Here is a 22,992-nt window from a genome sequence, read left to right as displayed (position 1 = left end):
TTCGCCCAGTTCCGCCGCCTTGCCATCCGCTACGAACGACGGGCCGACATCCATCTGGCCTTCTCGACCCTGGCGGCCGCCCTCATCGTTTGGCGCTTCATCGAACGATGGTTTTGTTAGGCGCTCTAAGAGGCCGCACTCCAGCAGGATCGCGCGGAGCTGGTTCATCAGCATGGTGCGCATGCCGACCAGCCGCGAGCGGACCCGGTGCAGGCTCTGCATGTCGAGCTGATCCTGCGCCTTCAATGGCACGAAGCGCATAGTCGGACGTGTGGCGGCCTCGGCGATCGCCTCGGCATCGCGGTCGTCGTTCTTCTGCGCCTTGACGTAGGGTCGGACGTACTCGGGCGACATCAGCCGGACGGCGTGCCCTTACGCGGCGAGCAGCCGGCCGAGGTGGTGGGCGCCGCAGCAGGCCTCCATCGCCACCACGCAGGCCGGTAGCTTGGCCGTTTGGCCGACGAGACTGCAGCTGTTCTTGCCAAGGTCGATGCCCAGCACCGTGACTGAACTCTTTGCCATTCCAGATCCCTCCAGGTGTCCCTGGCAGCAGCATGCCACCGACAGTTCCGTGAGGGGCGGGCCATCCCATAAGCCATCGGCATCTTCGCGGAGATGCCCAAGTGACCTTCGCCTTCATCGAGCAGTATGCGCGGACCTGGCCGGTGCGTCTCATGTGCCGCGTGCGCGGAGTTTCACCCAGCGGCTTCTACGGATGGCGGTTACGGTCTGAGAGCGTCCGCTCGGCCTCCAATCGCCAACTCCTGGACGACGTCCGGCGCATCCACGCCGCCCACCACCGACGCTAGGGTGTCCCACGCGTGCATGCCGCCCTGCGAGCCGAGGGCCGGTCCGTCAGCCGCGGGCGGGTGGAGCGTCTCAGGCGCCGGCATGGCATTCTTGTGCTGGCGGGGCGTCGGTTCCGGCCCTGTACGACCGACAGTTGTCACGATCTCCCCATCGCGCCCAATTTCCTCAAGCAGGACTTCTCAGCCGCGCGATCCGACATGGTCTGGCAGGCCGATATGACCTACCTGCCGACCGGCGAGGGCTGGCTGTACTCGACCGCCGTCCTCGATCTGGCCACGCGCAAGATCGTCGGTTGGTCGATGCGCGATCACATACGCGCCGAGCTGAGCGTAGCGGCATTGATGATGGCCGCCCAGCGGCAGCGGCCGGCCGCCGGGCTCATCTGCTACTCGGATCGCGGCAGCCAGTACGCGGCCGAAGGTTATCGGAAGCAGCTCGCCGCAATGGGGGCTAGGCCCTCCCTGAGTCAGACCGCCGGTTGCTACGATAACGCCCCGATGGAAAGCTTCTTCCACACGCTCAAGGTCGAGCTCGTCCATCAGCGACGATGGGCGACCCGGGATGAAGCGCGGTGCGATCTGTAAGCCTACATCGAGGGCTACTACAATCGGCAACGCATCCACTCGGCACTCGGCTATCTCACGCTCGAACAAGCCGAGAGGACCGCGAAATGCTCTCCCTGTGTCCGCGACATCGAGACAGGATCAGGGCGCGCTGGGCGTACTTGAGCGGACGGGAGCGGTCGCTGACAATCGACACTAGTCGCTCCGCGTCGGTTCGTTAGAGGAGCACGCATACCGTCTGGGTTCGGGCCCAGGCTCGCAGGTCTCACTGACTACGTGGATCTTCCGTCCGCGTCACTACACTAGATCACAACTTTGGGTTCCGACCATATTGTATCTGTTTGGTATTGAAGTAAGGAGGTTGAGATGCATAGGCGGCCGATCGCGAATCCTGCACCGCACCGTGTTGGCTTCGACTACAGCCAGCTGGACGAAGATGCTGCGGGGGAGGCACGGGCAATCGTCGGACGTTACCATGCTCGCCAGAAGGCCTACATAATTGATACGGGGCGGAACCTGCTTGCCGTGAAAGCTCGACTCGAACATGGGCTGTTTCTAGAATGGTTGCGGTCTGAGATTGGAATGACGCCTCGATCGGCTCAGCGGGCGATGGGCGCAGCGGAGGCCCTAGGCGATAAAAGCGACACGGTGTCGTATTTGCCCCCATCGGTTCTCTACGCTCTGTCTTCCCCGTCATTGCACGCTCTTGTCCGACAAGAGATTGTAGAGCGCATTGAGACGGGGGAGGACATGTCGCCTCGCAAAGTAGAAGCAGTATTGAATGAGGCTCGCATCAGATCCCGGCAGGAAAAAACCCAGGCAAGATCAAGGCCTGAGGAAAGGCAACGGCAGGAGGCACCGAACCACGATGCCGAAGCTCGGCGGGGACTTGAGCACGAGAGGTCGCCGGCTGAACAAGCCCGGCACTTAAAATTCAAGAAGGCAAAGGCCAAAGAGCTCGCTGCAATTTTGGCGCCTCTGTTAAGCGCAGATGTGTACAACCACGTCTATGGGCTGCTTTTCGTTGCCGAAAGAGCCGATCTACAGGAAGCTCTGAAGGAAACTTGGAAGAACACTGAAGCCGGGATCAAGCATTCAGACCATCAGCGCGCCGAGCTGATAAAGAGCATTAATGGCTGACACTTGTCATGATAAATTGAACCATGGCGGCGTAGAACTCTCTACTGAAGTCGCTACCATCGTTCGCGTTGATTAGAAAACCAATAAGCGCTCGCCACAAGTTCAGTCGACATTTAGGATCCTGCTGGGTAGTCGGATGCAATTCTCAAGCTCTCGGACGATAAGTCTAGGAGCTTGAGGATGGCCAAGCCGAAGCGGTGCAAGCTGACCCCGGAGCAGTGGCAGCGCCTCGCCTCCCTGCTTCCGGGTTAGTCCGGGGACCCCGGCCCCTCGGGGGCGGACAACCGGGTGGCGGTCGCACCGGGGCCGACCCATGCAAGACCGCGCATGACTCCCAGGTGAACTGCTTTCACCCCTGCGAACGGCGCATCTGCTCCCGAGATGTTTCGGCGCCCGAGGTCGCCATGCCACGCCTTGGCGACATGGCAACTCGTCAGGCGGTCATGACGAGTTGGATACCTAACGCTCGCACGTCACCCTCTGACCGAGCCAGCGTCACCGGCTGACCCCACACGTCACGCGGTGATCGGCCAAGTCCCTGCCGTTTGGGTTTTTCGTCGGTGTCGTATCAATGGGAGGCCTCTTGAACGGAGGCAGGCCATGTCGAACCACGACCCCGATCCGAACGTCACCCCCGAGGAGGGGCCGAAGCACCCCGAATGGACCCCGAGCCGCCGCCTATCGCGGAAGGGCATGTCCCGAGCTCGCAGCGAAGATCTGACCGCCCATGCGAAGGTCGAGGCCCGGCGTAAAGCCGACCGCCGCGAGACCCGGACGCCCAGCCGAGACGACGTTGCCCGTGCTGCCCTGCACTCCCTCCTCGGCGCCCTCGCGAAGGATGGTAATTCTAGAGCGGCCCAAGCCTTTCGAGATTTGACCCTCTATGCCCTGGAGTGCGCCCAGTTCGATCCGGAGGAGGCGCGTCGTGTCCTGGCCGACATGATCGTGCGGGCCGACCATGACCAGAATGAGTGGGTCTATGGTCGTCTCTTCCGAGCTTGGCGTGCCGGGGGTTGCAAAGGCCCTCGACCGAGGCGTTCGGCTGAGGCCGTGGAGATCCCGCGTCGTCCGAACGGCACGATGCCTTGGACGAACACCGAACCTCGCCCGCCGGGTTCGAAGCGCCCAGCTGCATCACCGGATGATCCCGCCTGACAATCACCTGCTGACGCCTACTAACGGGGGGCCGAGGTGAATCCTCGGTCCATCGACGAGGAGAAATGTCGACCTCAGAAGGCGAGTGTATCCACACACCCATCGCCGGCCGAAGTGCTTCGGTGGATTGCTGTCGGGCGGTCTCGCTCGCATCCTGGGTCCATGCCTTCGCCTGCGCCCGATAGTTCGAGCCCCCTGGCCTGAACGACGATCGCCCTACTCGCCGGCAGCCTGCCGGTCTAACTGATCTGGTAGTACCTGAAGGCGATGCGCGCCCCTCGCCGCAAAAGCCCCGGGATCGCCTGAACTGGCTTCAGGCGTCGTACCCGAACCACCATGACCTGCCGACTTCAGCTCGACAGGCGCCATGGATGCCGACACCCCACAGACGGAGGGCCGGCCGGCTGGTGATCTACGCGCTCCAGGCTGGCGCGATAGTGTGTCTGACGATCGCGATGACATCCGACCTTACCAAACGCGACGGGAAGATGCCGAACTTCGCCGGCATCGCCGTGATCATGATTGTCGTCGTCGCCTTCACGACGGCCGAGCTCACCAACCTATGGGAGTGGGCGTACGGTCAGCTTCAGGGCCTTCCATTCCGCGCCGGCGGCGGCGTCGGAGCGCTGCGCCATGCCGTAGCCCCGCAGCGCGCCATCCAGCGCCATGACGGTGAGGCGGATAGCGCCTTTGGAGCCCAGCGGCTGGGTCGTGAGGCGGCGAAAGGTCGAACCCATCTTCGGTTCAGTGAATAGCTGCGCCAGCTCGTCGAGACCGCGGCCCAACCGCCACTGCTCAATCCGGTCCATGATGTGGCCGGGGAGCTTCACGCAATCGGTCATCACCGCGACGCCAGCCTCCGAGAGAGCCTTGCCGGCCCCCAAGTTCCACGTCGATCGCGTTGTTGAACGACGTGCCCGAACCGATCGCCTGCGGCCTGATCTAAGCATAGTAGATGTCGAGGAGCCGCTGGATCCCCGTCCACGTCTTCTCGCCGTCTGGGAAGGAGCGGATCGCCGCTTCGACGCTCGCCCACTCGCCGGAGTGGCCGACGAGCCCCAGCGAGAACTTCGCTCCTCCAGCTTGATTGGCGCCGGCCTCGAGCCGCTGCGTCGCGTCTTGAAACACCTGCTCGACGTGCATCCGCACGAGGTCCTGAGCGGCGCGGGGATTGTTCCTGACCATGCCCTGGCCCCCTTGCGCAACCTCCTCGGCCTAGACGCCCTTCGCTCCGGTCGGGAAGAGAGCCTGTATCGCCTCCTGCACCTGCGGCTGGTTCGCGATCTTGCCGAGCGAGGAGCGCATCACGCGCTCAATGCCATCGTGCGCCGAAGCTATGTCTTGGAGCTGATCCCGTGCCGCTGGGAACTGCCGGAACAGGTCCTCGTGCTGCCGGGTCGCCGTGCGACTGTCCTGCGCCCAAGTCGCCCCCGGCTGATCCGTCGCCGCGTCGAGGATCTGGGTCGCGAGCCGGCCCTCCATGGCTTGGCGGGCCTCGGGCGGGGCCACGTCGTTGAAGGCCCGGGCCGGCGTTGGTCCCTCGGCGATCGCGTCCGGCACTAGGTCGGGGGGCACCGTCGAGCGACCGCTCTGCTTGTCCCGGGCGGCGATACAGCCGAGCGCCGTCCCTTCACCGAAGGGGTCGAGGTTGCGCGAAGCGGCCTCGAACCTGGAACGGGCATGCTCCTCCGGGACGGCGGTCAGCGCCTGGTCGATCCGCTCTCGCACTCCCATGAGCACACGCTGCGCCGATGACCCTGACCCAGCAAACTGGTCCAGGCCGAGCGCAAGTTTTTCGGGCATCCTGAACCCTGAAGGAGGGTGGATGCCATGCCTCGCAAACGCTTCACGAACGAGCAGATCGCCTTCGCCCTACGTCAGGCGGAGAACGGTGCGACGGTGGACGAGGTCTGCCGGAAGATGGGCGTGTCTGAGCCGACGTTCTACCGCTGGAAGAAGCAGTTCGTCGGCATGGGCGTGCCGGAGATCCGGCGGCTGAAGCAGCTGGAAGACGAGAACAGCAAGCTTAAGCGGCTGGTCGCTGACCTGACGCTGGACCGCTCGATGCTGCAGGACGTGCTCAAGCGAAAGTGGTGAGGCCCGCCGTTCGTCGTGAGGTCGCCGGCCACCTGCGGATGGCCTACGACATCAGCGAACGTCGGGCCTGTCAGGCGGCCGGGTTCGGTCGCTCGTCCCAGCGCTACAGGAAGCGGTCGGATCCGCAGGTGGCGCTGCGCATGCGGCTGAAGGAGTTGGCGGCGCGGGTGCGCTACGGCTACCGGCGGCTGCACATCCTGTTACGGCGGGAGGGCTGGGTCGTGAACCACAAGCGCACCTACCGCCTCTACCGGGACGAAGGGCTGTCGATCCGGTCCAAGCTACTCAAGCACAAGCGGGCTTGGCGCTACCGCCAGGGGCGACCGGCGATCGGCGGTCCCAACGAGGTCTGGGCGATGGACTTCATGTCTGACGGCCTGTTCGACGGACGCCCGTTCAGGATCCTGACGGTGGTCGACTGCCATACACGAGAGGCGCTCTCGTTGACGCCGAGAGCCAACTTCCGCGCCCTTAAGGTCGTCGAAGCGCTCGACGCCCTGGTTAGGCTTCGTGGCCGTCCGAGGAGCCTCCGGGTGGATAATGGGCCGGAGTTTGCCGGACGCATGCTCGATCAGTGGCCTACCTGAACGGAGTCGAGATCGACTTCTCTCGACCGGGCAAGCCGACCGACAACGCTTACATTGAGGCCTTCAACGGGCGCCTGCGAGCGGAATGCTTGAACGCCTCGTGGTTCCTGTCCCTAGCCGATGCCCGCGCGCGCATCGAAAAATGGAGGTGTCACTACAACGAAGACCGACCTCATACGGCTTTGGGCGGCTTGACGCCCCGAGCCTTCGCCGACCAAGCTCTTACAGCCCGACAGTTTGCATAGGCTGTGGACCACAAACGGGGTCAACTCCAACTGGCCCGCAGGCCATACCTCAGGGCGGACCACTTCGATGGGGGCGGATCACCGGTCAGCGACGCTTCCCGCTTCCTGCGCCGCAATCCAGTTCATGCACGACGCTTCGATGCGCATGCCGCTTGCCTGACAGGCCCTTGCTTCCGGCCCGGTTATTTCACCGGTGGGCGCGGCTTCCAGATCCTGGAGGCCACGTCGGCCTTGGCTGAAAGGGCGGCGTGGAGCGTGGGGTCGGCATCCCGTCGCCCCTCCCGGATCGCACGGACGAGCGCATCGGCTCCCTCCCCGGCAAGGAGGTCGGTCTCGGCGGCAGCGAGCCCATCTCCCTCCCCGATCTCGCGGGCGGCGATGCCCAGCGCGTTCGCCACCATCAGCGCCACGTAGCGCGGGCGGCCAGTGAGGCCGGGCACGACCTCCTCGGCAAGCGCCCGGCGGGCGGCTTCGATCAGGTCAGCGCCGGAGGGGTCGTCACGCATCGAATTGGCTCCGTGGCCAGGCGGCGGGGGCGGTGGCGGCGAGGATCGCCTGTTCCAGTTCCGGCACCATCCGCCCGGTGAGGGCGAGTTCGAGGGAGAATTCGCGGCCCGAGACGTGCCGCGCCCCCTGCTCCAGGGCGATCACCGCCCAGCGCAGATGCGCCATCACCTCCCAGTAGGCGACCCGCTCGCGGTCCACCGACTGCCCGCCCCCGGCGGCGTAGCCGCGCTCGAACGCCTCGCGTGAGCCGATGCCCCCCGCCTCCTTGTCGTGGCGGCCGAAGCGCCAGCAGGCGGCGCAGAACCAGCCGAGATCCTGGGCTGGATCGCCCCACCCGGCGAATTCCCAATCGAGGATCGCGGTCAGCCCCGCCTCATCGACCATGTAATTGCCGGTGCGGAAGTCCCGGTGGACGAGGGCCGGCGCCGGGCAGGACGGCGCGGCGGCCTCGGCCCAGCGCAGGCCCCATTCGATGGCCGGGCGCTTGGCGCCGATCCCGTCGAGGTTTTCGCGCAGGCGCGCGATCTCGGCGCGGGCCGGATCCGGCTCGGGCGGGCCGAGGAAGGCGAGCGCGGGCGGCGGGTCCTGGCGCGGGTCGAGGACGCCGTGGATCCTGGCGAGTTCGCGCCCGAGGTCTTCGGCGAGCTTCTCGCGGTCGCCGCCGAGGGTGAGGTCCTTGGCGATGCGCGGCCCGAGGCCGACCCCCGCCACCAGCCCCATCAAGGCGAAGGGCGCGCCGATCACCCCCGCGTCGTCGCAGAAGCCGATGGGCTCGGGTACGCGCACCCCCGCCGCGTGGGCGGCTTCGAGCAAGCGGAACTCCTCCCTCCGCGAGCGGCTGGAGGCGATGGTGGCGGCTGCGTCCCGGCGCAGGACGAACGCCCGCACCCCCTCCCCGCTCCGGCAGCGGATCAGGCGGTTCTCCTGGATCGAGCCGCCGCCGAGGGGGCGGCTCTCCTCGATCCGCAGGTCCGGCACGCCGAGATGCGCGGCGATCCAGGCGCTGAGCTGCGTCTCGTCCATGCTCACAGCCCCGAGACGAGGTGGCCGCCATCGACGGCGAGGACCGAGCCGGTCATGTACGATCCGGCCTGCGAGGCGAGGAGCAGCAGCGCCCCGTCGAGCTCGCCGGCCTCGCCCAGCCGCCGCTGCGGCACGCGCTTGATGAGCGCCTTGCCCGGCTCGGACTCGAAGAACGCGGCGTTCAGTTCGGTGCGCACGTAGCCCGGCGCCAGGGCGTTCACGCGGATGCCGTGGCGCGCCCATTCGAGGGCGAGGCTCTTGGTCAACTGGATCACGGCGGCCTTCGAGGCGGCGTAGGACGCGAGCCCCCCGGCGACCCGCAGCCCCAGGATCGAGGCGACGTTGACGATGCTGCCCCCCTGCCCCGCCGCGACCATGCGTTGGGCGGTGGCCTGGGCGACGAGGAACACGCCCTTCAGGTTGGTGTCGAGCACCCCGTCCCATTCGGCTTCCGAGAGGTCGAGGGCGGGGGTCGTGGTGGTGACGCCCGCGTTGTTCACGAGCACCGACACCGGGCCGAAGCGCTCCTCTGCTTGAGTCAGAGCCGCCTCGATGCTCGCCCGGTCGGTGACGTCCATCACGATCGCCCGCGCCTGCCCGCCCCGCGCCTCGACGGCGGCGACGGTCTCAGCCAGCGCCTCTGCGCGGCGGGCGCCGAGGGAGAGGGTCGCCCCGGTCGTCGCCAGCATGGTGGCGAAGTGGCGCCCGAGCCCGCTCGACGCGCCGGTCACGAGGATGTGCCGGCCGGTCAGGTCGAAGATGCCGCTCATGCTCGCCTCACTGCACGCGCTCGAAGGCGACGGCGATGCCCTGGCCGCCGCCGATGCACATGGTGGCGAGGCCGTAGCGGCCGCCGATGCGGGCGAGTTCGTAGAGGGTCTTCACGGCGATGATCGCCCCGCTGGCGCCGATCGGATGGCCGAGCGCGATGGCGCCGCCGTTGGGGTTCACCCTCTCCGGGTCGAGGTCGAGGACGCGGGACACCGCGCAGGCCTGGGCGGCGAAGGCCTCGTTCGACTCGATCACGTCGAAGTCGGAGGCGCGCAGGCCGGTGCGCTCCAACAGCCGCGTCACCGCCGGGACCGGCCCCATCCCCATCTCGGACGGGTCGACGCCGGCATGGGCATAGCCGACGATGCGGGCGAGCGGCTTGGCGCCCTCGCGGGCGGCCTTGTCGGCGCTCATCAGCACGAGGGCGGCGGCGCCGTCGTTGAGGCCGGAGGCGTTGCCGGCGGTGACGCTGCCGGTCTTGGCGAAGGCCGGGCGGAGCTTGGCGAGGTCGTCGCGGCTCGTGGCCTTGGGGTGCTCGTCGGTGTCGAAGGGCACGGTCTCGCGCTTGCGCTGCACCGGGATCACCAGGATCTGGTCGCGGAACCGGCCCTCGGCGATGGCCCTGGCCGCGCGGGCCTGGCTCTGTTCGGCGAAAGCGTCCTGATCCTCGCGGGAGATGCCGTAGCGGCTCGCGATGTTCTCGGCGGTGACGCCCATATGCCCGTTGCCGAAGGGATCGGAGAGCGCGCCGGTCATGTAATCGACGGCGGTGATGTCGCCCATCTTCTGGCCGAACCGGGCCGCCGACAGGAGATGCGGCGACCGGCTCATGCTCTCGGCGCCGCCTGCGAGCGCGGCGTCCGCATCGCCCAGCATCACGGATTGGGCCGCCGAGACGAGGGCCTGCAGGCCGCTGCCGCAGAGGCGGTTCACGGTCATTGCGGGCACCTCCTGCGGGATGCCGCCCTCCATCGCCGCGACGCGGGCGATGTAGGCGTCGCGCGGGGTCGTGGGGATGACGTGGCCGAAGACCACGTGGCCGATCTCCTCACCCTTGGTCCCGGAGCGCTTGAGCGCCTCGGTCACGCATCGCGCGGCGAGTTCGGAGGGCGGGATCGCCGCCAGCGACCCGCCGAAGGTGCCGATGGCCGTGCGCACGGCCCCGGTGATGACCACGTCCGTCATGGCGACCATTCCTTGTGTTACGCGCCCACGTCCCAAGTCCAGAAGGCGTCGCCCTCGGCTTCCAGGTTGCGGTTCAGCACCATCTTGTGGACCTCGTCGGCCCCATCCACGAGCCGCGCCTGCCTTGCGTAGCGGTAGATCCATTCGAGCGGCGTATCCGTGGAATAGCCCCGCGCGCCGTTGATCTGGATCGCCGTGTCGGCCGCCGCGTGCAGGAGGTTCGCCACATGAACCTTCGCCATGGAGACCTCCTTGCGGGCGAAGCTGCCCCGGTCCAGCGCCCAGGCGGCCTTGGCCACGAGGAGCCGGCCGATCTCGATGCGCATGGCGAGGTCGCCGAGCATGAGCTGAATGCTCTCCCGGTCGGCCAGCCGGATGCCGAAGCCGTGTCGCTCGGCGGCGTAGGCGCGGGCGATCTCAACGCAGCGCTTCGACAGGCCGAGCCAGCGCATGCAATGCGTCAGGCGCGCCGGACCAAGGCGGATCTGCGTGAGCTTGAGCCCGTCGCCCTCGTTCATCAGCACGTCGCGCGCGGGGATTTCCAGCCCCTCGAAGGCGATCTCGCAATGGCCGCCGTGCTCCTCCGGCCCCATGATCCCGATGCGCCGGACGATGTGCCAGCCGGGGCTGTCCCGGTGGAACAGGAAGGCGGTGAGGCCCCTGCGGGCATCGTCGGAGGTCCGCGCCATCAGGATGAAGTGGGCCGCGTCCTCCGCGCCCGTGATGTACCACTTGCGGCCGGTGACGACGTAGCTGTCCCCCCGCCGCTCGGCGCGGGTCTGGATCATGCCGGGATCCGAGCCGCCGCCGGGATGGGGCTCCGTCATCGCAAAGGCGGAGCGAACCTCGCCGCGCACGATCGGATCGAGCCAGCGCGCCTTCTGCTCGAGGGTGGCGACCTTCTCCAGCACCATCATGTTGCCGTCGTCGGGGGCGGCGGAGTTGAACACCACGGGCCCGAAGATCGAGCGATTCATCGCCTCGTAGCAGACCGCCATGCCGACCTTGTCGAGGCCCGCCCCGCCGGTCTCCGGCTTCAGCTGAAGGCACCACAGGCCCTCGGCGCGGGCGAGGCCGCGCAGGCGCTCCAGCTCCGGCAGGGCGATGTTGCCGTGGCCGTCGTAGGCGGCCTTGTCCCGCTCCACGGGGATGACGTGGGTGTCGACGAAGGCCGCGATGCGGGCGCGGTACTCCTCGACGCGCGGGGAAATCGTGAAATCCATCGGAAGCAGCTTCCCCAGATCGTCGAAAAACGAGCGAGCGCTCGCTTTTTTAGCGTTTGAACCCGGCCGTGGCAACAGGCTATGAGACCCTATGGGCGAGACGATGGACCCATGACGCTGGCACGGGATCCGGATGTGAAGGGCGCGGCGGTGGAGGCATTCCCCAGGCACGCCACGACGACCGAAGCGATCTGCGTCCGCATCCTCGAACGTCATCGCGACCACGTGAGCGTGCGCAAGCCGCACCTCGCCACCGCCAACCTCGCCCGGATCATCGAGGCGGTGCTGAAGCTGTCGAGCCGGCAGAGCTTCCACGAAATCAGCCTGCGCGACCTCGCCCGCGTCACCGGCCTCAGCATGGGCGGCCTCTATTCCTACTTCGACAACAAGAACACTCTCCTCGTCATGATCCTGACGGAGGTGTCCGAGACGGTGGAGGCGGTTTTGCGGGATGCGCCCGCCGGACTCGAGGCCGATCCCGCCGCGCATCTGCGCTGGCTGATCGAGACGCATATTCGGCTCACCGAGGCGATGCAGCCGTGGTTCGTCTTCGCCTTCATGGAGGCGAAGGGCTTCCCCGCCGCCGCGCGGGCCTTCGCCATCGAGAGCGAACTCGCAACGGAGCGGATTTTCGCGGATGTGCTGGCGCGTGGGGTCGAGCGAGGCGTCTTCGCGATCCCCGATGTCAATCTGACGGCGGCGCTCATCAAGCCGTTGCTGCAGGATTGGTACGTCAAGCGTGCGAAATACCGGAAACGCGGCACGCCCATCGGCGCCTATATTGCCAGCGTAATCGCCTTCGTCGAGCGCGCGATCACGAAGGCGTAAAGGGGGGGGAAGAGTCGGGATGAGCCGGCACCCAGTGCGCACTGCTATTCGGCAGTTGCAGGATCAGGGGCTGGTCTCGCGAAACAAGAAGGCTGGGACGTGGGTCGAGGCGACCGCCCCGGCCAGCGGATACCGGCAGGCGTTGGCCTCCCTGGAGGACATCATTCAGTTTGGCGAGGCCCACGTCCGCGACGTTTAGGCGATCGGCCTGGTGACGGGCGATGCCGGCGTCGCGGCGGAACTCGGGCGCGCCGGGAACGCACCGGACGGTCACTGAGAACAATTGAGAGCGAGACGGAGCGCCGTAGATCTAGAATCCTGTACGTTTTCACTCGCCGCTTAACGTGCGATTGAGATCCGCGTCTGGAGGTTCGGTCGATGAAGACTGGCTGCCACCCTGGCCTCTCAGGCCGATGACGCGGTGGTGGGCTTTCTGACCTCGTAATCGCGCAGGCCGGGTCCCGGGCCTTTGATCTCCAGACCGCCCGCATCTCCGAGCGCCTGGATACGGCCGAACAGAACGATGTCGCTGACCGCCTGACCGGGTGGGTCAACCTCGACGGCCAGATGTTGCATCGTGCGCCCGATCACCTTCGCCGCGACTTCCCAGTCTGCTGTGGCTTGGGAGATGAGCGCAGCGTCGAAGTGGGTCAGTGGAGCCGACACCAAGCGGCCGTCGCGCACGATGCGCAAGGGGGCATCCTCGCTCCTCAATGCCGCCCACGCAGCGGCGGCGGCGGCGCACTCGGCCCGTGAGAAGACGCGTCGCTTGTCCTTCAGGCCAGACGCGACGATGTCCTCACGCCGCATGATCCCGAGCGACCAGGGCCTTCGGACGCCGTCGCGCGTGACGAAGTCGAGGTCCGTGGCGTCGATGACGTCGAAGGGGCGGCCATTCATCCGGAACGCGAATTCGAGGAAACTGGCGTGTTCGGCCGCGTCGCTTCTGCAGACCCAGTAGACGGGATGCACCCGAGCCGACGTGGCTTCCGCCCAAGGCTCCTCCGCCTCGCGCTGATCGGCGTAGGGATCGGGCCGCAAGACGGCTTTGAGCCAAGCGTGCCGAACATCCGGGTCCGGCGGGTTGATGGGGCCGTAATTCAGGGCGCCCGAGAGCGCGATGACGCGCGCGTCGTCGCGCTGCGATCGGAGCGCGTCACGGATGGTATCCGCTCGGCTCACCCCCCACGTCACATGGACGATTTCGGCAGCATCGGACATCGGCGACCCTCATCGCCGCGCGGTCGTCGGGGCGGCGGAGATCACAGTCGCCTTCCGACGTGGCGACAATGTTACCCGTCGGGCCCGCCGTGTAACGTTTCATGACAGCACACCGAAAGTCCCGCCCCCCATGGCCTCCCACGGAAAACGGGGCCAGACGACGACCCATCAAAGAGCTTCTTGGACAACATCGAAACTCGTTGGCCGAAGCCATCCGAATTCGTCGGTATAGCGATGTAACCCGGAGGGTGCTGCGACGAATTCTGCTCTGTGCCACGAACGCGGCATTGAACGGCAGAAACTCAGAGATGACCAATCTGTTCCGTCTCGCCTCAGCCGTCTTCGTGTCGACAAATTCAAGATGCGAAAGACTATAAAAATCGGAGGACGACCTCTTCAAGCCGCTTAACAACCCCTTACATCATGAACGCGGCTGGGGTGCCGCGAAGGACAAGATCACCATGATGAAGCGTGTCGCGATGGCCGTGGTGGCCGCGAGTTCTCTTCTGGTCGCCAGCCAGGCGGCCGAGGCCAAGGGCTGCATCAAGGGCGCCATCGTCGGCGGCATCGCCGGTCACTACACCGGGCACGGCGTACTCGGGGCCGTGGGCGGGTGCGCGGCCGGTCGGGTCCTCGCGAACCGGCAGGCGCGGAACCGGCAGGTCGCGCAGCCCTCGACCGGCAACGGCATGGCGCGTCCGAGCCGGGGTGCGGGCGGCTACGTCGGCTACTGATCCCACCGTAGCGGCTGACGCCGGTTTCGGTCAGGTAGCTCAGGCTCGAATAGCCCGTGCCGAAGCCGTCGAGCGCGATGCGGACGCCGGTCGCGCGGAGGCGGTTCAGATTCTCCAGCACCTCCGGCCCGTGATCGAGCAGGACCGATTCGGTAATCTCGATCTCGAGCTTGTCCGGGCCGAGTCCGGTCTCGCCGAGGATGGCGGCCACCTCCGCGTGAAAGCCCGGCATCCGGATGTGCAGGGAGGAGATGTTCACGGCAACCCGCAGGTCGGGCCAGCCTCGGGCATCCGTGCAGGCGCGCCGCAACGCCCAGCGGCCGATCTCCACGATGAAGCCGGTCGCCGACGAGATGGCCGCGGCTGTCGTTGACGGCCTAATCCGGTCCTCGTTGTTACCGAGGATTGTCTCGCCCGCGTGCCCAGCAAGACGACGCGTCTCAGTCGCTCAACTATGGGTGCGGTGGCGCCCGCGTGGTCCAACCGATACGGGCGTGTTGTCCCGGTTCTCTTCGGCGAGCTTGCGCCACCGGGTCACGCGCTCCGGTTTGATCGCGCCTTCGGTGATCGCGGCGGTCACGGCGCAGCCGGGCTCATGGGCGTGGGTACAGTCGCGGTATCGGCACGACGGTGCGCGTTCGACGATCTCGGCAAACACGATGTCGAGCCCGTCCGCGGCTCCACCGAGATGCAGCGTTCGCATCCCCGGCGTGTCGATGACCCAGCCACCGCCGGCCATGCGATGCAACGAACGGCCGGTGGTCGTGTGGCGTCCCTTCGCATCGTGCTCGCGAATGCCGCCGGTCTCCTGGGCAACGACCTGATCGGGACCCGCCAGCGTGTTCACCAGAGTCGATTTGCCGACCCCGGAGGAGCCGACCAACGCCACCGTCCGCCCCATCCCGCACCACGGAGCCAGCGTGTCGGCAGCCGTGGGGAGACGGGGATTGACCGTCACCACGTCGAGTCCGCGTTGCAACGCGGACGCTTCACGCTGGTAGGTCTCCAGATCGTCCGTCGTGTCGGCCTTAGTGAGCAGGAGCACGGGTTGTGTGCCGCCTTGATTGGCCAGGGCCAGGTAGCGCTCCAGGCGCGCGGGATTGAAGTCGGCGTTGCAGGACGTGACGATGAACAGCGTGTCGACATTGGCCGCCGCGGCCTGAAGCGTCTTGCTGCCTTCCGTGCGTCGCTCCATCACCGTCAGGCGGTCGAGACGGCGGTGCAGGGTCCGGGTCTCGGGCTCGACGAGGATCCAATCGCCCACCGTGACGTCGCCCGCGTTGGCACGGACGGCCAGCGTCAACGCGACCGAGCCGGCCTCCGACAGGGCGGTCAGGCGAGAGCGGTGGATCGCGGCGATCCGCATCGGGGCGAGATCGACCTCGTGGGGCTCGCGCTGGTCTTCGAAGAAATCGGACCAACCCAGACTTGCAAGGTCGATGGATTGGGGGGCGGTCGGATGATCGGTCACGGTCCGGCCCATGACACGCGATCCCGCGCCTGGCCAGCCATCCGCCTCATGCTCCGGCGATAGCGGGGCGCCAGCGGTCGAGTTCGCGGTCGATGGCGCCTTCGGTGGCGCGCAGGAACTCGGCGGTCGGCAGGTTCCGGTCGAGGGTGGCGAGGTAGCTCACCACGACGGTGCCGGCCCGGGCCGGGCCGCCGCCGGGCCAGAAGAGGCCGGAATTCACGGCGACCGGCACCACCGGCAGGCCGAGGCGGCCGTAGAGCAGTTCGACGCCGCGCTTGAACCGCACGGGATCGGCCATCTCACCCCGGGTCCCCTCTGGGAAGATCAGCACCGAGCGGCCCGACGCGACGGCCGCTTGGCATCCGTCGATCATCGTGCGCAGGGCCTGCGTGCCGTTGGCGCGATCGATGATGATCATCGGCGAGCGGCGCAGGAACCAGCCGACCACGGGAATCGCCAGCAATTCGCGCTTGGCGATGATGGCGACGTCGGGGACGAGCACGAGGAAGGCCAAGGTCTCCCAGGCGGATTGATGGTTCGCGACGATCAGGCAAGGTTCGGCGGGGATGTGCTCCCGCCCCTCCTCGACGTAGTTCAGCCCGACGAGGCGGCGCAGGCCGAAGAGGATGCCGTGCGCCCACAGACGCGTCGCCGCGCGGATCGGACGGGTCGGCGATCCGGCCAGGGCGAAGACCGCCAGCGGCGCGAGGAACAAAGCTGTCCACCCCATCCAGTACGAGGCGAACAGAAAAAACCGGACGCGTGCCAAGGTGGGTCCTCTTGATCGGGCCCGAGCCGGGGCAGATCGTCTGAATAGCGTCTCGCGGCGCGGGACGCACGACGTTTCGGCCGCGATCCGCCGGCTCGGGCGGTGAACCGCGACGCGATGCCGTCCGATCATGACTGAATAACGTCCGTGGTCCCGGATCGTGCGGGCGGCGCGGCGGTGGCGAGCGCCCGCCGCACGGTGGAGCGCGCCGCCTCGATGGCGACGGTGGCGGCGCCGAGCGTGCGTGGTTCGGTCGGCCGGTTCAGGGCGTGGCGCGCGATGCTGCCCGCGAGGTCGTCCACCTCCCCCGCCATCGCCTCCAGGCGCACGCGGTCGGTCTCCCGCCGCGCCTCCGTCCGCAATTCCAGCAGCCGGGCGGTCGCCACCTCGATCCGCTCCCGGCGGATCCGTCCGAGGCGCTGGCGCAGCCACGCCGCCGTCGAGCCCAGGCCGCCGCCGAGGATGGCGACGAGGTAGATCCAGCTCTCGTAGCGCTCGATGAAGGTTTCCTGTTCGCGCTCGTAATAGTCGATGGCCCCCGGATGGATGGGCAGGCGGGCGCTCGTGGCGTCCGCCGTGTCCTCGTAATCCGGATGCACGACGTCCTCGGCCGCCGGTACGGTCTCCGCCAGGGTCGAGCGCATCTCGAACAGGTGCTGCGTCACCTCGGCGGCGACGCTGCGCGACAGGCCGGCGCGCCCCATCAGGCGGTAGGACGAGCCCACGGTGGCGACGTCCTCGGCGGGCAGGCGGGGATGGCCGCCATAGAGCCCGGCCGGCACCGTGACCGGCTGCAGGCGCGGCCAGCGCGCCAGCACGGCCGCTGCGTCGGAGACACCGAAGAGGGCGACCTCGCCGCCCTCGGCCGCGTCGGCGACGGCGCCGACCGCCCGTCGCGCCGCCGGGAAGGTGGGGGTCGTCACGAGGGCCAGGGCGTCGATGCGCCCGTCCCGGATCGCGGCGGTGACGTCCGCTTCCTCGACCGGGACGAGGGCGACGGCCTTCGGGCCGATGTCGCCGGCCGGCGCATCGGCGAGGAGGTCGAGCCCGTAATGGGCGACGAGGTTGCGCAGCAGGGTCCGGTCCGCCGTGCGGCCCGCGAGCATGCCGAGCCGCTTGCCCGCGAGGTCCGGCACGGCCTTGATGCCGGAGGCCCCCGGCGCGACGACGAAGGCGGCCAGCGCCCGCAGCACCGCGAGGGTGAGGCCGTTGCCCGGCAGGGCCACGTCCGGCTGGACCACCGCGAGGTCGGCCTGTCCGGCCTTCAGCGCCTCCGCGCTCTCGCGCACACCGTCGAAGCCCACGACCTTCAGCCGGATTCCGAGCTTCCGTCGGGCGAGTTCCGCCGCGTAGGCCCGCAGCAGCGCCGGCTCCGTCCCGCCCTGTGGGGCGACCGCGAGGGTCAGGGTCGTCGGGCGGGTCAGCCAGTACGCGGCGACGCCGCCGAAGACCAAGAAGGCCACGAGGCCGAGGGGCAGCAGGGCCTCGCGGAGGCCGGGCAACGCCAATGTCCGCAATACGCTTCCCCCCGCGACCGGTCGGCGCCCGAAGTCCGGGAGCCTAACGGCAAACCCGGTCAATCCGCTCCGCTGGCCGTCACGGGCCGGTCGGGAAGCGGCGCGGCGAGGACCTTGTCGATGCGGCGGCCATCCATGTCGATGACCTCCAGCCGCCATCCCTCGGCCACGAGGGTGTCGCCGGTCGCCGGGATGCGTCCGAGGCGATAGATGATGAAGCCGGCGAGCGTCGCGTAATCGTCCATGGCCGGCGGCTCGGCGAAGGCGAGGCGCTCGAAGGCCTCGGCGGCCGGCATCATACCGTCGATGAGGAGCGAGCCGTCCTCCCGCTCGACCACGGACGGATCCTCACCGGGCTCGGGGATGTCACCCGCGATGGCCTCCAGCAGGTCCGTCTGGGTGACGAGACCTTCCAGGCTGCCGTACTCGTCCACGATCACCGCCATCTGCACCGGATTGCGCTGGAAGCTTTCCAGGGCGGCGAGGACCGTCAGCGCCTCGTGGATGACGTTCGGGGGCTGGGTCGCCGCCTCGACGTCGGGCGTCAGGCCATCGAGGATCTGGTGGAGCAGGTCCTGCTTGCGCAGCACGCCGACGAGTTCGTCGATGCCGCCCCGGCTGACGACGACATGGGCGTGGCTGCAGGCCCGCACCGCCCTCAGGATCGCGTCCGGCGGCGCGTCGAGATCGACCCATTCGACCTCGTGGCGCGGCGTCATGATCTCGCGGACCCGGCGATCCCCGAGCTTGAAGATGCGCTCCACGGCCTCCTGCTGCGCCTCGCGGAGGAGGCCGGCCTCGCGGCTCGCCTCGACCAGCAGGTTCAATTCGGCGGTCGAGTGGTGGCCGCCCTCCCCGTGGCCGGGTTGCAGGCCGCACAGGCGCAGCACGCCGTTGCCGAGCCCGTTGAGGAACGAGATCGCCGGGCGGAAGAGGATCAGGAACAGGCTGAGCGGCCGGATGATCGCCAGCGCCGTGCGCTCGCTGCGCTGAAGCGCGAGACTTTTCGGCGCCAACTCGCCGAGCACGATGTGCAGCGCGGTGATGATGGTGAACGAGATCACCACCGCGACCGTGTGCGCCGCCGCGTTCGAGAGCGTGTCGGGCAGCCACACCAGGACGGGCTCGATCAGCCGGGCCAAGGCGGGTTCGCCGACCCAGCCGAGGGCCAGCGACGAGATGGTGATGCCGAGCTGGGTCGCCGCGAGATGGGCGTCGAGATGGTCGGTCGCCCAGAGCAGCGCCTTGGCGTTCAGGCGTCGCTCGGCGACGAGTTCGGCGACGCGGCTGCGCCGCACCGCCACCAGGGCGAACTCGGCCGCCACGAAGAAGCCGTTCGCAAGAACGAGGGCGAGGACGGCGAACAACCCGACGAAAGTGCCCCAACCATCGTCAGAAATCGCCGCCTCCCGCCAAGCCCCACGCCCCGCGGGTCCTTACAGCACGGACGGCGTTCAGCCTACGGGCTTTCGCCGTCCGTGCCGCAGAGCCGTCGACCTGCCTTACGGCATGTTCTCGGCGCTCGGGTAGGCGCGGACGCGGCTGCGCCCATCGACCATGCCAGCCGAGGACAGGCCGGTGCCGGAGGGCGACGGCTGCAGGTCCGTCGGCTGGGTCGCGGCGGTGGCCGCCGGCATCTCCCAGCCGTCCGACTTCCAGTTCCGCGTCCGCTCGTCCATGTCGATGGAGCCGTGCTGCTCGAGGATGTCCATCACCATCGGCGACCGCGAGTCGTCCGCGCGCACCGTCACGAGGGTGCCGCCCCGGCGCACGCCCTCGGAATAGACATGGGCGTCGCTCTCGTTGAGCCCGGCCCCCGCCAGACCGCCGACGAGACCGCCCGCCGCCGCGCCGATCCCGGCGCCGGTGAGGGCGCTGACCAGCCAGCCGGCCGCCACCACCGGTCCCACGCCGGGGATCGCCAGCAGGCCGAGGCCGGCGAGCAATCCGGCCGCGCCGCCCGCTACGGTGCCGAGGGTCGCCCCGGTGCCCGCGCCGGTCTCGGCGCCCTGCTTGGTGTCGTGATCGGTGCCCGAACCGAGGCGGCCCGCGTGCCTGTCACCCTCGTTGTTGCTGACGATGCTCACGTTCGCATGGGGGATGCCGCCGGCTTCCAGCTTGGCGACGGCCTCTCCGGCGTCGTCGTAGCTGTCGAACAGGGCGGTAATGGTCTGCTGTGCCATGGTGGCCTCCTGACTGGATTTCGGGGTGCTGGCCGTCCGGTGCCGCTAGTGGGGAGCGGCGACGTTGCCCTTGAAGTCCACGCCGACGGGCACGGCCTTGCCGTTCATCATCGCGGTGCCCCGCCAGATGCCCTTGTCGTCCTTCTTGAGATCCTTGGCGTCCTTGAAGCCGGCCTCGTCCAGACGGTGGCGGACCTGCGCCTCGGTGAAGCTGTTGGCGCCTTCCTCAAGCTTGGCGCCCGAGGCGGTCGCGGTCGTGCTCGGAGTGTTGGCGTCCGGCCGGTCGGTGTTGGGCCGGGCGACGGCCTTCTGGCCGCCCGACGACTCGCTCGTCGCGGCATCGGGGGCAGGCTTGCCGGTCACGGTGGTCTGGGCGGCGACCGGGCTCAGACCCAGAAGGGTCAGCAGAGCAACGGTGGTCAGTGTCTGGCGCATTACGCATCTCCCACGCGGTTTCACGGAATGAAGCCATGTCGCGGAGGAAGCGTTCCGAAAATAATGGACGATCCCGGCCCGTTGCAACGAACCTCGGCCATAGACAACGGCCGGTACATGGGATCGGCAAGTATAACTTCAATTAGCACAGCAAGGATCGTACCACGCATTGCCCCGGCCCCGGGGAACCGGGGGACGCGCGGGCTCCGTGGCGAAACCTGCGCACCATGGCATGATTTATTTCACGGCGCCGCGACACATCAATAAATCATCGTTTGTTTGTACATTATCGTCCGCGAATGATGTGTTCGCCGCGGGCTTTGGACGATCGAATTCAGACTTCGGTAGCGCCCTGGGCCGATCATGAGGCCACGATCGAGCCCCGTGCGGCCGCCTCGCGGCGCCGGGCTCGCCGCACGCAACAGGGATCCCGTCATGCTCGACTTCGTCGCCCGCCGCCGCCACGCCGTCATGCGTGCCGCGACGCTCGCGGCTCTCCGCACGCCGGTGGTGAATCTCGACGGGAAGGGCCTCGTCACGGCGATCAACCCGGCCATGGCCGACCTCCTCGGCGGCCTCCGGCCGGGGGAGGTCGTCGGCCGGCACATCGACGGCCTCTGCCGCGACACGGACGGACGGTCCCTCGCCGCCCTGGACGGTCGAGGGGCGACGGCCGTGGCCATGCTCGGCGGGCGCCTCTACGACGTCACGGCGGCGCCCGTGACGGTCGAGGGCGAGAATGTGGGCCAGTCCCTCGCCTGGAGCGACGCCGCGCCCCGCCTGGAAGCCGGGGACCATGCCCGCCGCCTCGCGGCGGTGGAGGCGGCGCAGGCGGTGATCGAGTTCCTGCCCGACGGCACGATCCTGACGGCCAACGGATTGTTCCTCGACCTGATGGGCTACACCCTGGACGAGATCCGGGGCCGCCATCACGGCCTCTTCGTCGATGTGGCCTATCGCGACAGCCGCGACTACGCCGTGTTCTGGGACGGGCTGCGCGCCGGACGCGCGGAGGTCGCCGCGTTCAAGCGGATCACGAAGGCCGGCAAGGCCGTGTGGATCAAGGGCGCCTACAACCCGATCCGGGACGAGGGGGGCCAGGTCGCCAAGGTGGTGAAATACGCCACCGACGTCACGGCGCAGACGGTCGAGGCGGCGGCGCTGCGGGGGCAGGTCGATGCCATCCGCAAGTCGCAGGCGGTGATCAGCTTCGACCTCGACGGCCACGTCCTGGAGGCGAACGCGAATTTCCTGAACGCGGTCGGCTACACGGCCGGGGAGGTCGTCGGCCAGCACCACGGAATGTTCGTCGATCCCGCCGAGCGCGCCGGCACGGACTATGCCCGCTTCTGGGAGGCCCTGCGCCGGGGCGAGTTCCAAGCGGGGCAGTTCCGCCGCATCGGCAAGGGCGGCCGCGAGGTCTGGATCGAGGCGAGCTACAACCCGGTCTTCGACGCAGACGGGCGGCCGGTGCAGGTGACGAAGTTCGCCATCGACGTCACCGCGCAGGTCGAGCAGCGCGAGCGCGTCCGCCTTCTGGAGGAGGAGGCCGCCCGGGAGCGGGCCGAGGCGGAGGTGCGCCACAAGGCCGAACTCGCGCAGCTCGCGGACGCCTTCGAGCAGACGGTGGGTGCCGTCCTGTCCTCGGTCGCCTCGGCGGCGACGGAGTTGCAGGCCACCGCCTCCAGCATGTCGGGGATCGCCGCCGACACCGCGCGCCAGTCGACGACGGTCGCCGCCGCCGCCAACCAGGCCGCCGCCAACGTCAACACCGTCGCCGCCGCCGCCGAGGAGCTCGGGGCCTCGGTGGACGAGATCGCCCGGCAGGTGTCCGGCTCGGAGGACCTCGCGGGGCAGGCCGTGACCGAGGCCGACCAGACGGCGATGCTGGTGCAGGAACTCAGCGAAGCGGTGCGCAAGATCGGCGACGTGGTGTCGATGATCTCGGCCATCGCGAGCCAGACCAACCTCCTGGCCCTCAACGCCACGATCGAGGCGGCGCGGGCCGGCGAGGCCGGGCGCGGCTTCGCCGTCGTCGCGGCGGAGGTGAAGGAGCTGGCGAACCAGACCGCCCGCGCCACCGAGGACATCACGAAGCAGATCGGGCGCATCCAGGGGGCGACCGTCAGCGCCGTGGGGGCCATCGACGGCATCCGGCACCGCATCCAGGAGATCAACGCGGTCGCCTCGTCCATCGCCGCCGCCGTGCAGCAGCAGGGGGCGGCGACGCAGGAGATCGTGCGCAACGTGACCGAGGCCGCCGCCGGGACCGGTGAGGTGACGAGCAACATCACCGGCGTCGCCCGCGCCTCGGAGGAAACCGGCGCGGCGGCCACGCAGGTCCTGACGGCGGCCTCGGACCTGTCGCGTCAGTCCGAGCACCTGGGCGGCGAGGTCACGCGGTTCCTGACCAAGATCCGGGCCGCGTGAGCGGCGACAAACGGCCGCTGCGAATTCGACCCTCGTTCTTGCTGGCGCCCCGCCGAAAAGACAGTCATTTAATCAAATCCTCATCGATTTGACCCGCT

The 22,992-nt window shown here is 68.3% G+C and carries 21 protein-coding genes and 5 pseudogenes; 10 read left to right on the top strand and 16 right to left on the bottom strand.

What is annotated here, in order from left to right; genetic code table 11:
- Positions 1–120 (top strand): annotated as a pseudogene (locus AAHF99_RS21950) (IS5/IS1182 family transposase); the annotation flags it as partial.
- On the opposite strand, the pseudogene AAHF99_RS21945 reads toward AAHF99_RS21950, so the two are convergent.
- Positions 94–501, bottom strand: a pseudogene (locus AAHF99_RS21945) (IS110 family transposase); the annotation flags it as partial. The pseudogenes AAHF99_RS21950 and AAHF99_RS21945 sit on opposite strands and share 27 nt — an antisense overlap.
- Positions 502–593: 92 nt before the next feature.
- On the opposite strand from AAHF99_RS21945, the pseudogene AAHF99_RS21940 reads away from it, so the two are divergent.
- The 4 genes and pseudogenes from AAHF99_RS21940 to AAHF99_RS21925 all read left to right on the top strand — a co-directional run.
- Positions 594–1,538 (top strand): annotated as a pseudogene (locus AAHF99_RS21940) (IS3 family transposase); the annotation flags it as partial.
- Positions 1,539–1,739: 201 nt separating this feature from the next.
- The gene (locus AAHF99_RS21935; protein ID WP_342166586.1) at positions 1,740–2,513 is read left to right on the top strand and encodes a DUF3102 domain-containing protein; all 774 of its coding nucleotides are present in this window, start codon (positions 1,740–1,742) and stop codon (positions 2,511–2,513) included.
- Between the two features lie 600 nt (positions 2,514–3,113).
- The gene (locus tag AAHF99_RS21930) at positions 3,114–3,668 is read left to right on the top strand and encodes a hypothetical protein (RefSeq protein ID WP_342166585.1); all 555 of its coding nucleotides are present in this window, start codon (positions 3,114–3,116) and stop codon (positions 3,666–3,668) included.
- Positions 3,669–4,075: 407 nt separating this feature from the next.
- Positions 4,076–4,423: a hypothetical protein gene (locus tag AAHF99_RS21925; protein ID WP_342166584.1), complete on the top strand. Its 348-nt coding sequence runs from the start codon at positions 4,076–4,078 to the stop codon at positions 4,421–4,423.
- Positions 4,424–4,610: 187 nt separating this feature from the next.
- Here the strand turns inward: AAHF99_RS21925 and AAHF99_RS21920 are convergent, their stop codons facing one another.
- Both AAHF99_RS21920 and AAHF99_RS21915 read right to left on the bottom strand, forming a co-directional pair.
- Positions 4,611–4,853: a hypothetical protein gene (locus AAHF99_RS21920; protein ID WP_342166582.1), complete on the bottom strand. Its 243-nt coding sequence runs from the start codon at positions 4,851–4,853 to the stop codon at positions 4,611–4,613.
- A 30-nt stretch (positions 4,854–4,883) separates the two neighbouring features.
- The gene (locus AAHF99_RS21915; protein ID WP_342166580.1) at positions 4,884–5,402 is read right to left on the bottom strand and encodes a hypothetical protein; all 519 of its coding nucleotides are present in this window, start codon (positions 5,400–5,402) and stop codon (positions 4,884–4,886) included.
- A 96-nt stretch (positions 5,403–5,498) separates the two neighbouring features.
- On the opposite strand from AAHF99_RS21915, the pseudogene AAHF99_RS21910 reads away from it, so the two are divergent.
- Positions 5,499–6,597 (top strand): annotated as a pseudogene (locus AAHF99_RS21910) (IS3 family transposase).
- Between the two features lie 182 nt (positions 6,598–6,779).
- On the opposite strand, the gene AAHF99_RS21905 reads toward AAHF99_RS21910, so the two are convergent.
- From AAHF99_RS21905 to AAHF99_RS21885, 5 genes are read right to left on the bottom strand one after another with little or no spacing between them, the layout of a single operon-like run.
- Positions 6,780–7,103, bottom strand: a complete 324-nt coding sequence (locus tag AAHF99_RS21905) for a DUF6285 domain-containing protein (protein ID WP_342166579.1) — start codon at positions 7,101–7,103, stop codon at positions 6,780–6,782.
- Complete coding sequence (locus AAHF99_RS21900; RefSeq protein ID WP_342166578.1) at positions 7,096–8,127, bottom strand: phosphotransferase family protein; 1,032 nt, start codon at positions 8,125–8,127, stop codon at positions 7,096–7,098. Before AAHF99_RS21900 ends, AAHF99_RS21905 begins: the two co-directional genes overlap by 8 nt.
- Before the next feature lie 2 nt (positions 8,128–8,129).
- A complete protein-coding gene (locus AAHF99_RS21895) occupies positions 8,130–8,897 on the bottom strand; it encodes an SDR family NAD(P)-dependent oxidoreductase (RefSeq protein WP_342166577.1) in 768 nt (255 codons plus the stop codon).
- Positions 8,898–8,904: 7 nt separating this feature from the next.
- The gene (bktB, locus tag AAHF99_RS21890) at positions 8,905–10,083 is read right to left on the bottom strand and encodes a beta-ketothiolase BktB (protein ID WP_342166576.1); all 1,179 of its coding nucleotides are present in this window, start codon (positions 10,081–10,083) and stop codon (positions 8,905–8,907) included.
- 17 nt (positions 10,084–10,100) lie between these two features.
- Complete coding sequence (locus tag AAHF99_RS21885) at positions 10,101–11,306, bottom strand: acyl-CoA dehydrogenase family protein (RefSeq protein WP_342166575.1); 1,206 nt, start codon at positions 11,304–11,306, stop codon at positions 10,101–10,103.
- A gap of 111 nt (positions 11,307–11,417) precedes the next feature.
- Here AAHF99_RS21885 and AAHF99_RS21880 point away from each other — a divergent pair, with 111 nt between their 5' ends.
- Positions 11,418–12,134, top strand: coding sequence for a TetR/AcrR family transcriptional regulator (locus AAHF99_RS21880; RefSeq protein ID WP_342166574.1), 717 nt, complete (start codon positions 11,418–11,420; stop codon positions 12,132–12,134).
- Positions 12,135–12,153: 19 nt separating this feature from the next.
- Positions 12,154–12,333, top strand: coding sequence for a GntR family transcriptional regulator (locus AAHF99_RS21875; protein ID WP_342166572.1), 180 nt, complete (start codon positions 12,154–12,156; stop codon positions 12,331–12,333).
- 206 nt (positions 12,334–12,539) lie between these two features.
- Here AAHF99_RS21875 and AAHF99_RS21870 read toward each other — a convergent pair whose 3' ends face one another.
- Complete coding sequence (locus AAHF99_RS21870; protein WP_342166571.1) at positions 12,540–13,355, bottom strand: DUF3658 domain-containing protein; 816 nt, start codon at positions 13,353–13,355, stop codon at positions 12,540–12,542.
- 461 nt (positions 13,356–13,816) lie between these two features.
- On the opposite strand from AAHF99_RS21870, the gene AAHF99_RS21865 reads away from it, so the two are divergent.
- Positions 13,817–14,089 (top strand): hypothetical protein, encoded by a 273-nt coding sequence (locus AAHF99_RS21865; RefSeq protein WP_412759929.1) that lies wholly within the window; start codon positions 13,817–13,819, stop codon positions 14,087–14,089.
- A 31-nt stretch (positions 14,090–14,120) separates the two neighbouring features.
- Here the strand turns inward: AAHF99_RS21865 and AAHF99_RS21860 are convergent.
- The 7 genes and pseudogenes from AAHF99_RS21860 to AAHF99_RS21830 form a co-directional block, all read right to left on the bottom strand.
- Positions 14,121–14,471 (bottom strand): annotated as a pseudogene (locus tag AAHF99_RS21860) (EAL domain-containing protein); the annotation flags it as partial.
- A gap of 66 nt (positions 14,472–14,537) precedes the next feature.
- Positions 14,538–15,572 (bottom strand): ribosome small subunit-dependent GTPase A, encoded by a 1,035-nt coding sequence (rsgA, locus tag AAHF99_RS21855; RefSeq protein ID WP_342166570.1) that lies wholly within the window; start codon positions 15,570–15,572, stop codon positions 14,538–14,540.
- Positions 15,573–15,606: 34 nt separating this feature from the next.
- A complete protein-coding gene (locus tag AAHF99_RS21850; RefSeq protein WP_412759931.1) occupies positions 15,607–16,290 on the bottom strand; it encodes a lysophospholipid acyltransferase family protein in 684 nt (227 codons plus the stop codon).
- Between the two features lie 167 nt (positions 16,291–16,457).
- Positions 16,458–17,831 (bottom strand): TAXI family TRAP transporter solute-binding subunit, encoded by a 1,374-nt coding sequence (locus AAHF99_RS21845; protein WP_342166568.1) that lies wholly within the window; start codon positions 17,829–17,831, stop codon positions 16,458–16,460.
- A gap of 74 nt (positions 17,832–17,905) precedes the next feature.
- Complete coding sequence (locus AAHF99_RS21840) at positions 17,906–19,213, bottom strand: hemolysin family protein (protein ID WP_342166567.1); 1,308 nt, start codon at positions 19,211–19,213, stop codon at positions 17,906–17,908.
- A 135-nt stretch (positions 19,214–19,348) separates the two neighbouring features.
- Positions 19,349–20,029 (bottom strand): hypothetical protein, encoded by a 681-nt coding sequence (locus tag AAHF99_RS21835; RefSeq protein WP_342166566.1) that lies wholly within the window; start codon positions 20,027–20,029, stop codon positions 19,349–19,351.
- 45 nt (positions 20,030–20,074) lie between these two features.
- Positions 20,075–20,464: a hypothetical protein gene (locus tag AAHF99_RS21830; protein ID WP_342166565.1), complete on the bottom strand. Its 390-nt coding sequence runs from the start codon at positions 20,462–20,464 to the stop codon at positions 20,075–20,077.
- A gap of 780 nt (positions 20,465–21,244) precedes the next feature.
- Here AAHF99_RS21830 and AAHF99_RS21825 point away from each other — a divergent pair.
- A complete protein-coding gene (locus tag AAHF99_RS21825) occupies positions 21,245–22,894 on the top strand; it encodes a methyl-accepting chemotaxis protein (protein WP_459558957.1) in 1,650 nt (549 codons plus the stop codon).
- Positions 22,895–22,992 lie beyond the last annotated feature (98 nt).

The sequence above is a fragment of the Methylobacterium litchii genome, assembly GCF_038442315.1.
Taxonomy (GTDB): domain Bacteria; phylum Pseudomonadota; class Alphaproteobacteria; order Rhizobiales; family Beijerinckiaceae; genus Methylobacterium; species Methylobacterium litchii.
This window is presented reverse-complemented; position numbering and strand designations above follow the sequence as displayed.

Coding starts and splice junctions, on each gene's coding strand:
- AAHF99_RS21935 (WP_342166586.1), top strand. CDS start 1,740: ATGCATAGGCGGCCGATCGCGAATCCTGCACCGCACCGTGTTGGCTTC.
- AAHF99_RS21930 (WP_342166585.1), top strand. CDS start 3,114: ATGTCGAACCACGACCCCGATCCGAACGTCACCCCCGAGGAGGGGCCG.
- AAHF99_RS21920 (WP_342166582.1), bottom strand. CDS start 4,853: ATGGTCAGGAACAATCCCCGCGCCGCTCAGGACCTCGTGCGGATGCAC.
- AAHF99_RS21915 (WP_342166580.1), bottom strand. CDS start 5,402: ATGGGAGTGCGAGAGCGGATCGACCAGGCGCTGACCGCCGTCCCGGAG.
- AAHF99_RS21905 (WP_342166579.1), bottom strand. CDS start 7,103: ATGCGTGACGACCCCTCCGGCGCTGACCTGATCGAAGCCGCCCGCCGG.
- AAHF99_RS21900 (WP_342166578.1), bottom strand. CDS start 8,127: ATGGACGAGACGCAGCTCAGCGCCTGGATCGCCGCGCATCTCGGCGTG.
- AAHF99_RS21895 (WP_342166577.1), bottom strand. CDS start 8,897: ATGAGCGGCATCTTCGACCTGACCGGCCGGCACATCCTCGTGACCGGC.
- bktB (WP_342166576.1), bottom strand. CDS start 10,083: ATGACGGACGTGGTCATCACCGGGGCCGTGCGCACGGCCATCGGCACC.
- AAHF99_RS21885 (WP_342166575.1), bottom strand. CDS start 11,306: ATGGATTTCACGATTTCCCCGCGCGTCGAGGAGTACCGCGCCCGCATC.
- AAHF99_RS21880 (WP_342166574.1), top strand. CDS start 11,418: ATGACGCTGGCACGGGATCCGGATGTGAAGGGCGCGGCGGTGGAGGCA.
- AAHF99_RS21875 (WP_342166572.1), top strand. CDS start 12,154: ATGAGCCGGCACCCAGTGCGCACTGCTATTCGGCAGTTGCAGGATCAG.
- AAHF99_RS21870 (WP_342166571.1), bottom strand. CDS start 13,355: ATGTCCGATGCTGCCGAAATCGTCCATGTGACGTGGGGGGTGAGCCGA.
- AAHF99_RS21865 (WP_412759929.1), top strand. CDS start 13,817: ATGATGAAGCGTGTCGCGATGGCCGTGGTGGCCGCGAGTTCTCTTCTG.
- rsgA (WP_342166570.1), bottom strand. CDS start 15,572: ATGGGCCGGACCGTGACCGATCATCCGACCGCCCCCCAATCCATCGAC.
- AAHF99_RS21850 (WP_412759931.1), bottom strand. CDS start 16,290: ATGGGGTGGACAGCTTTGTTCCTCGCGCCGCTGGCGGTCTTCGCCCTG.
- AAHF99_RS21835 (WP_342166566.1), bottom strand. CDS start 20,029: ATGGCACAGCAGACCATTACCGCCCTGTTCGACAGCTACGACGACGCC.
- AAHF99_RS21830 (WP_342166565.1), bottom strand. CDS start 20,464: ATGCGCCAGACACTGACCACCGTTGCTCTGCTGACCCTTCTGGGTCTG.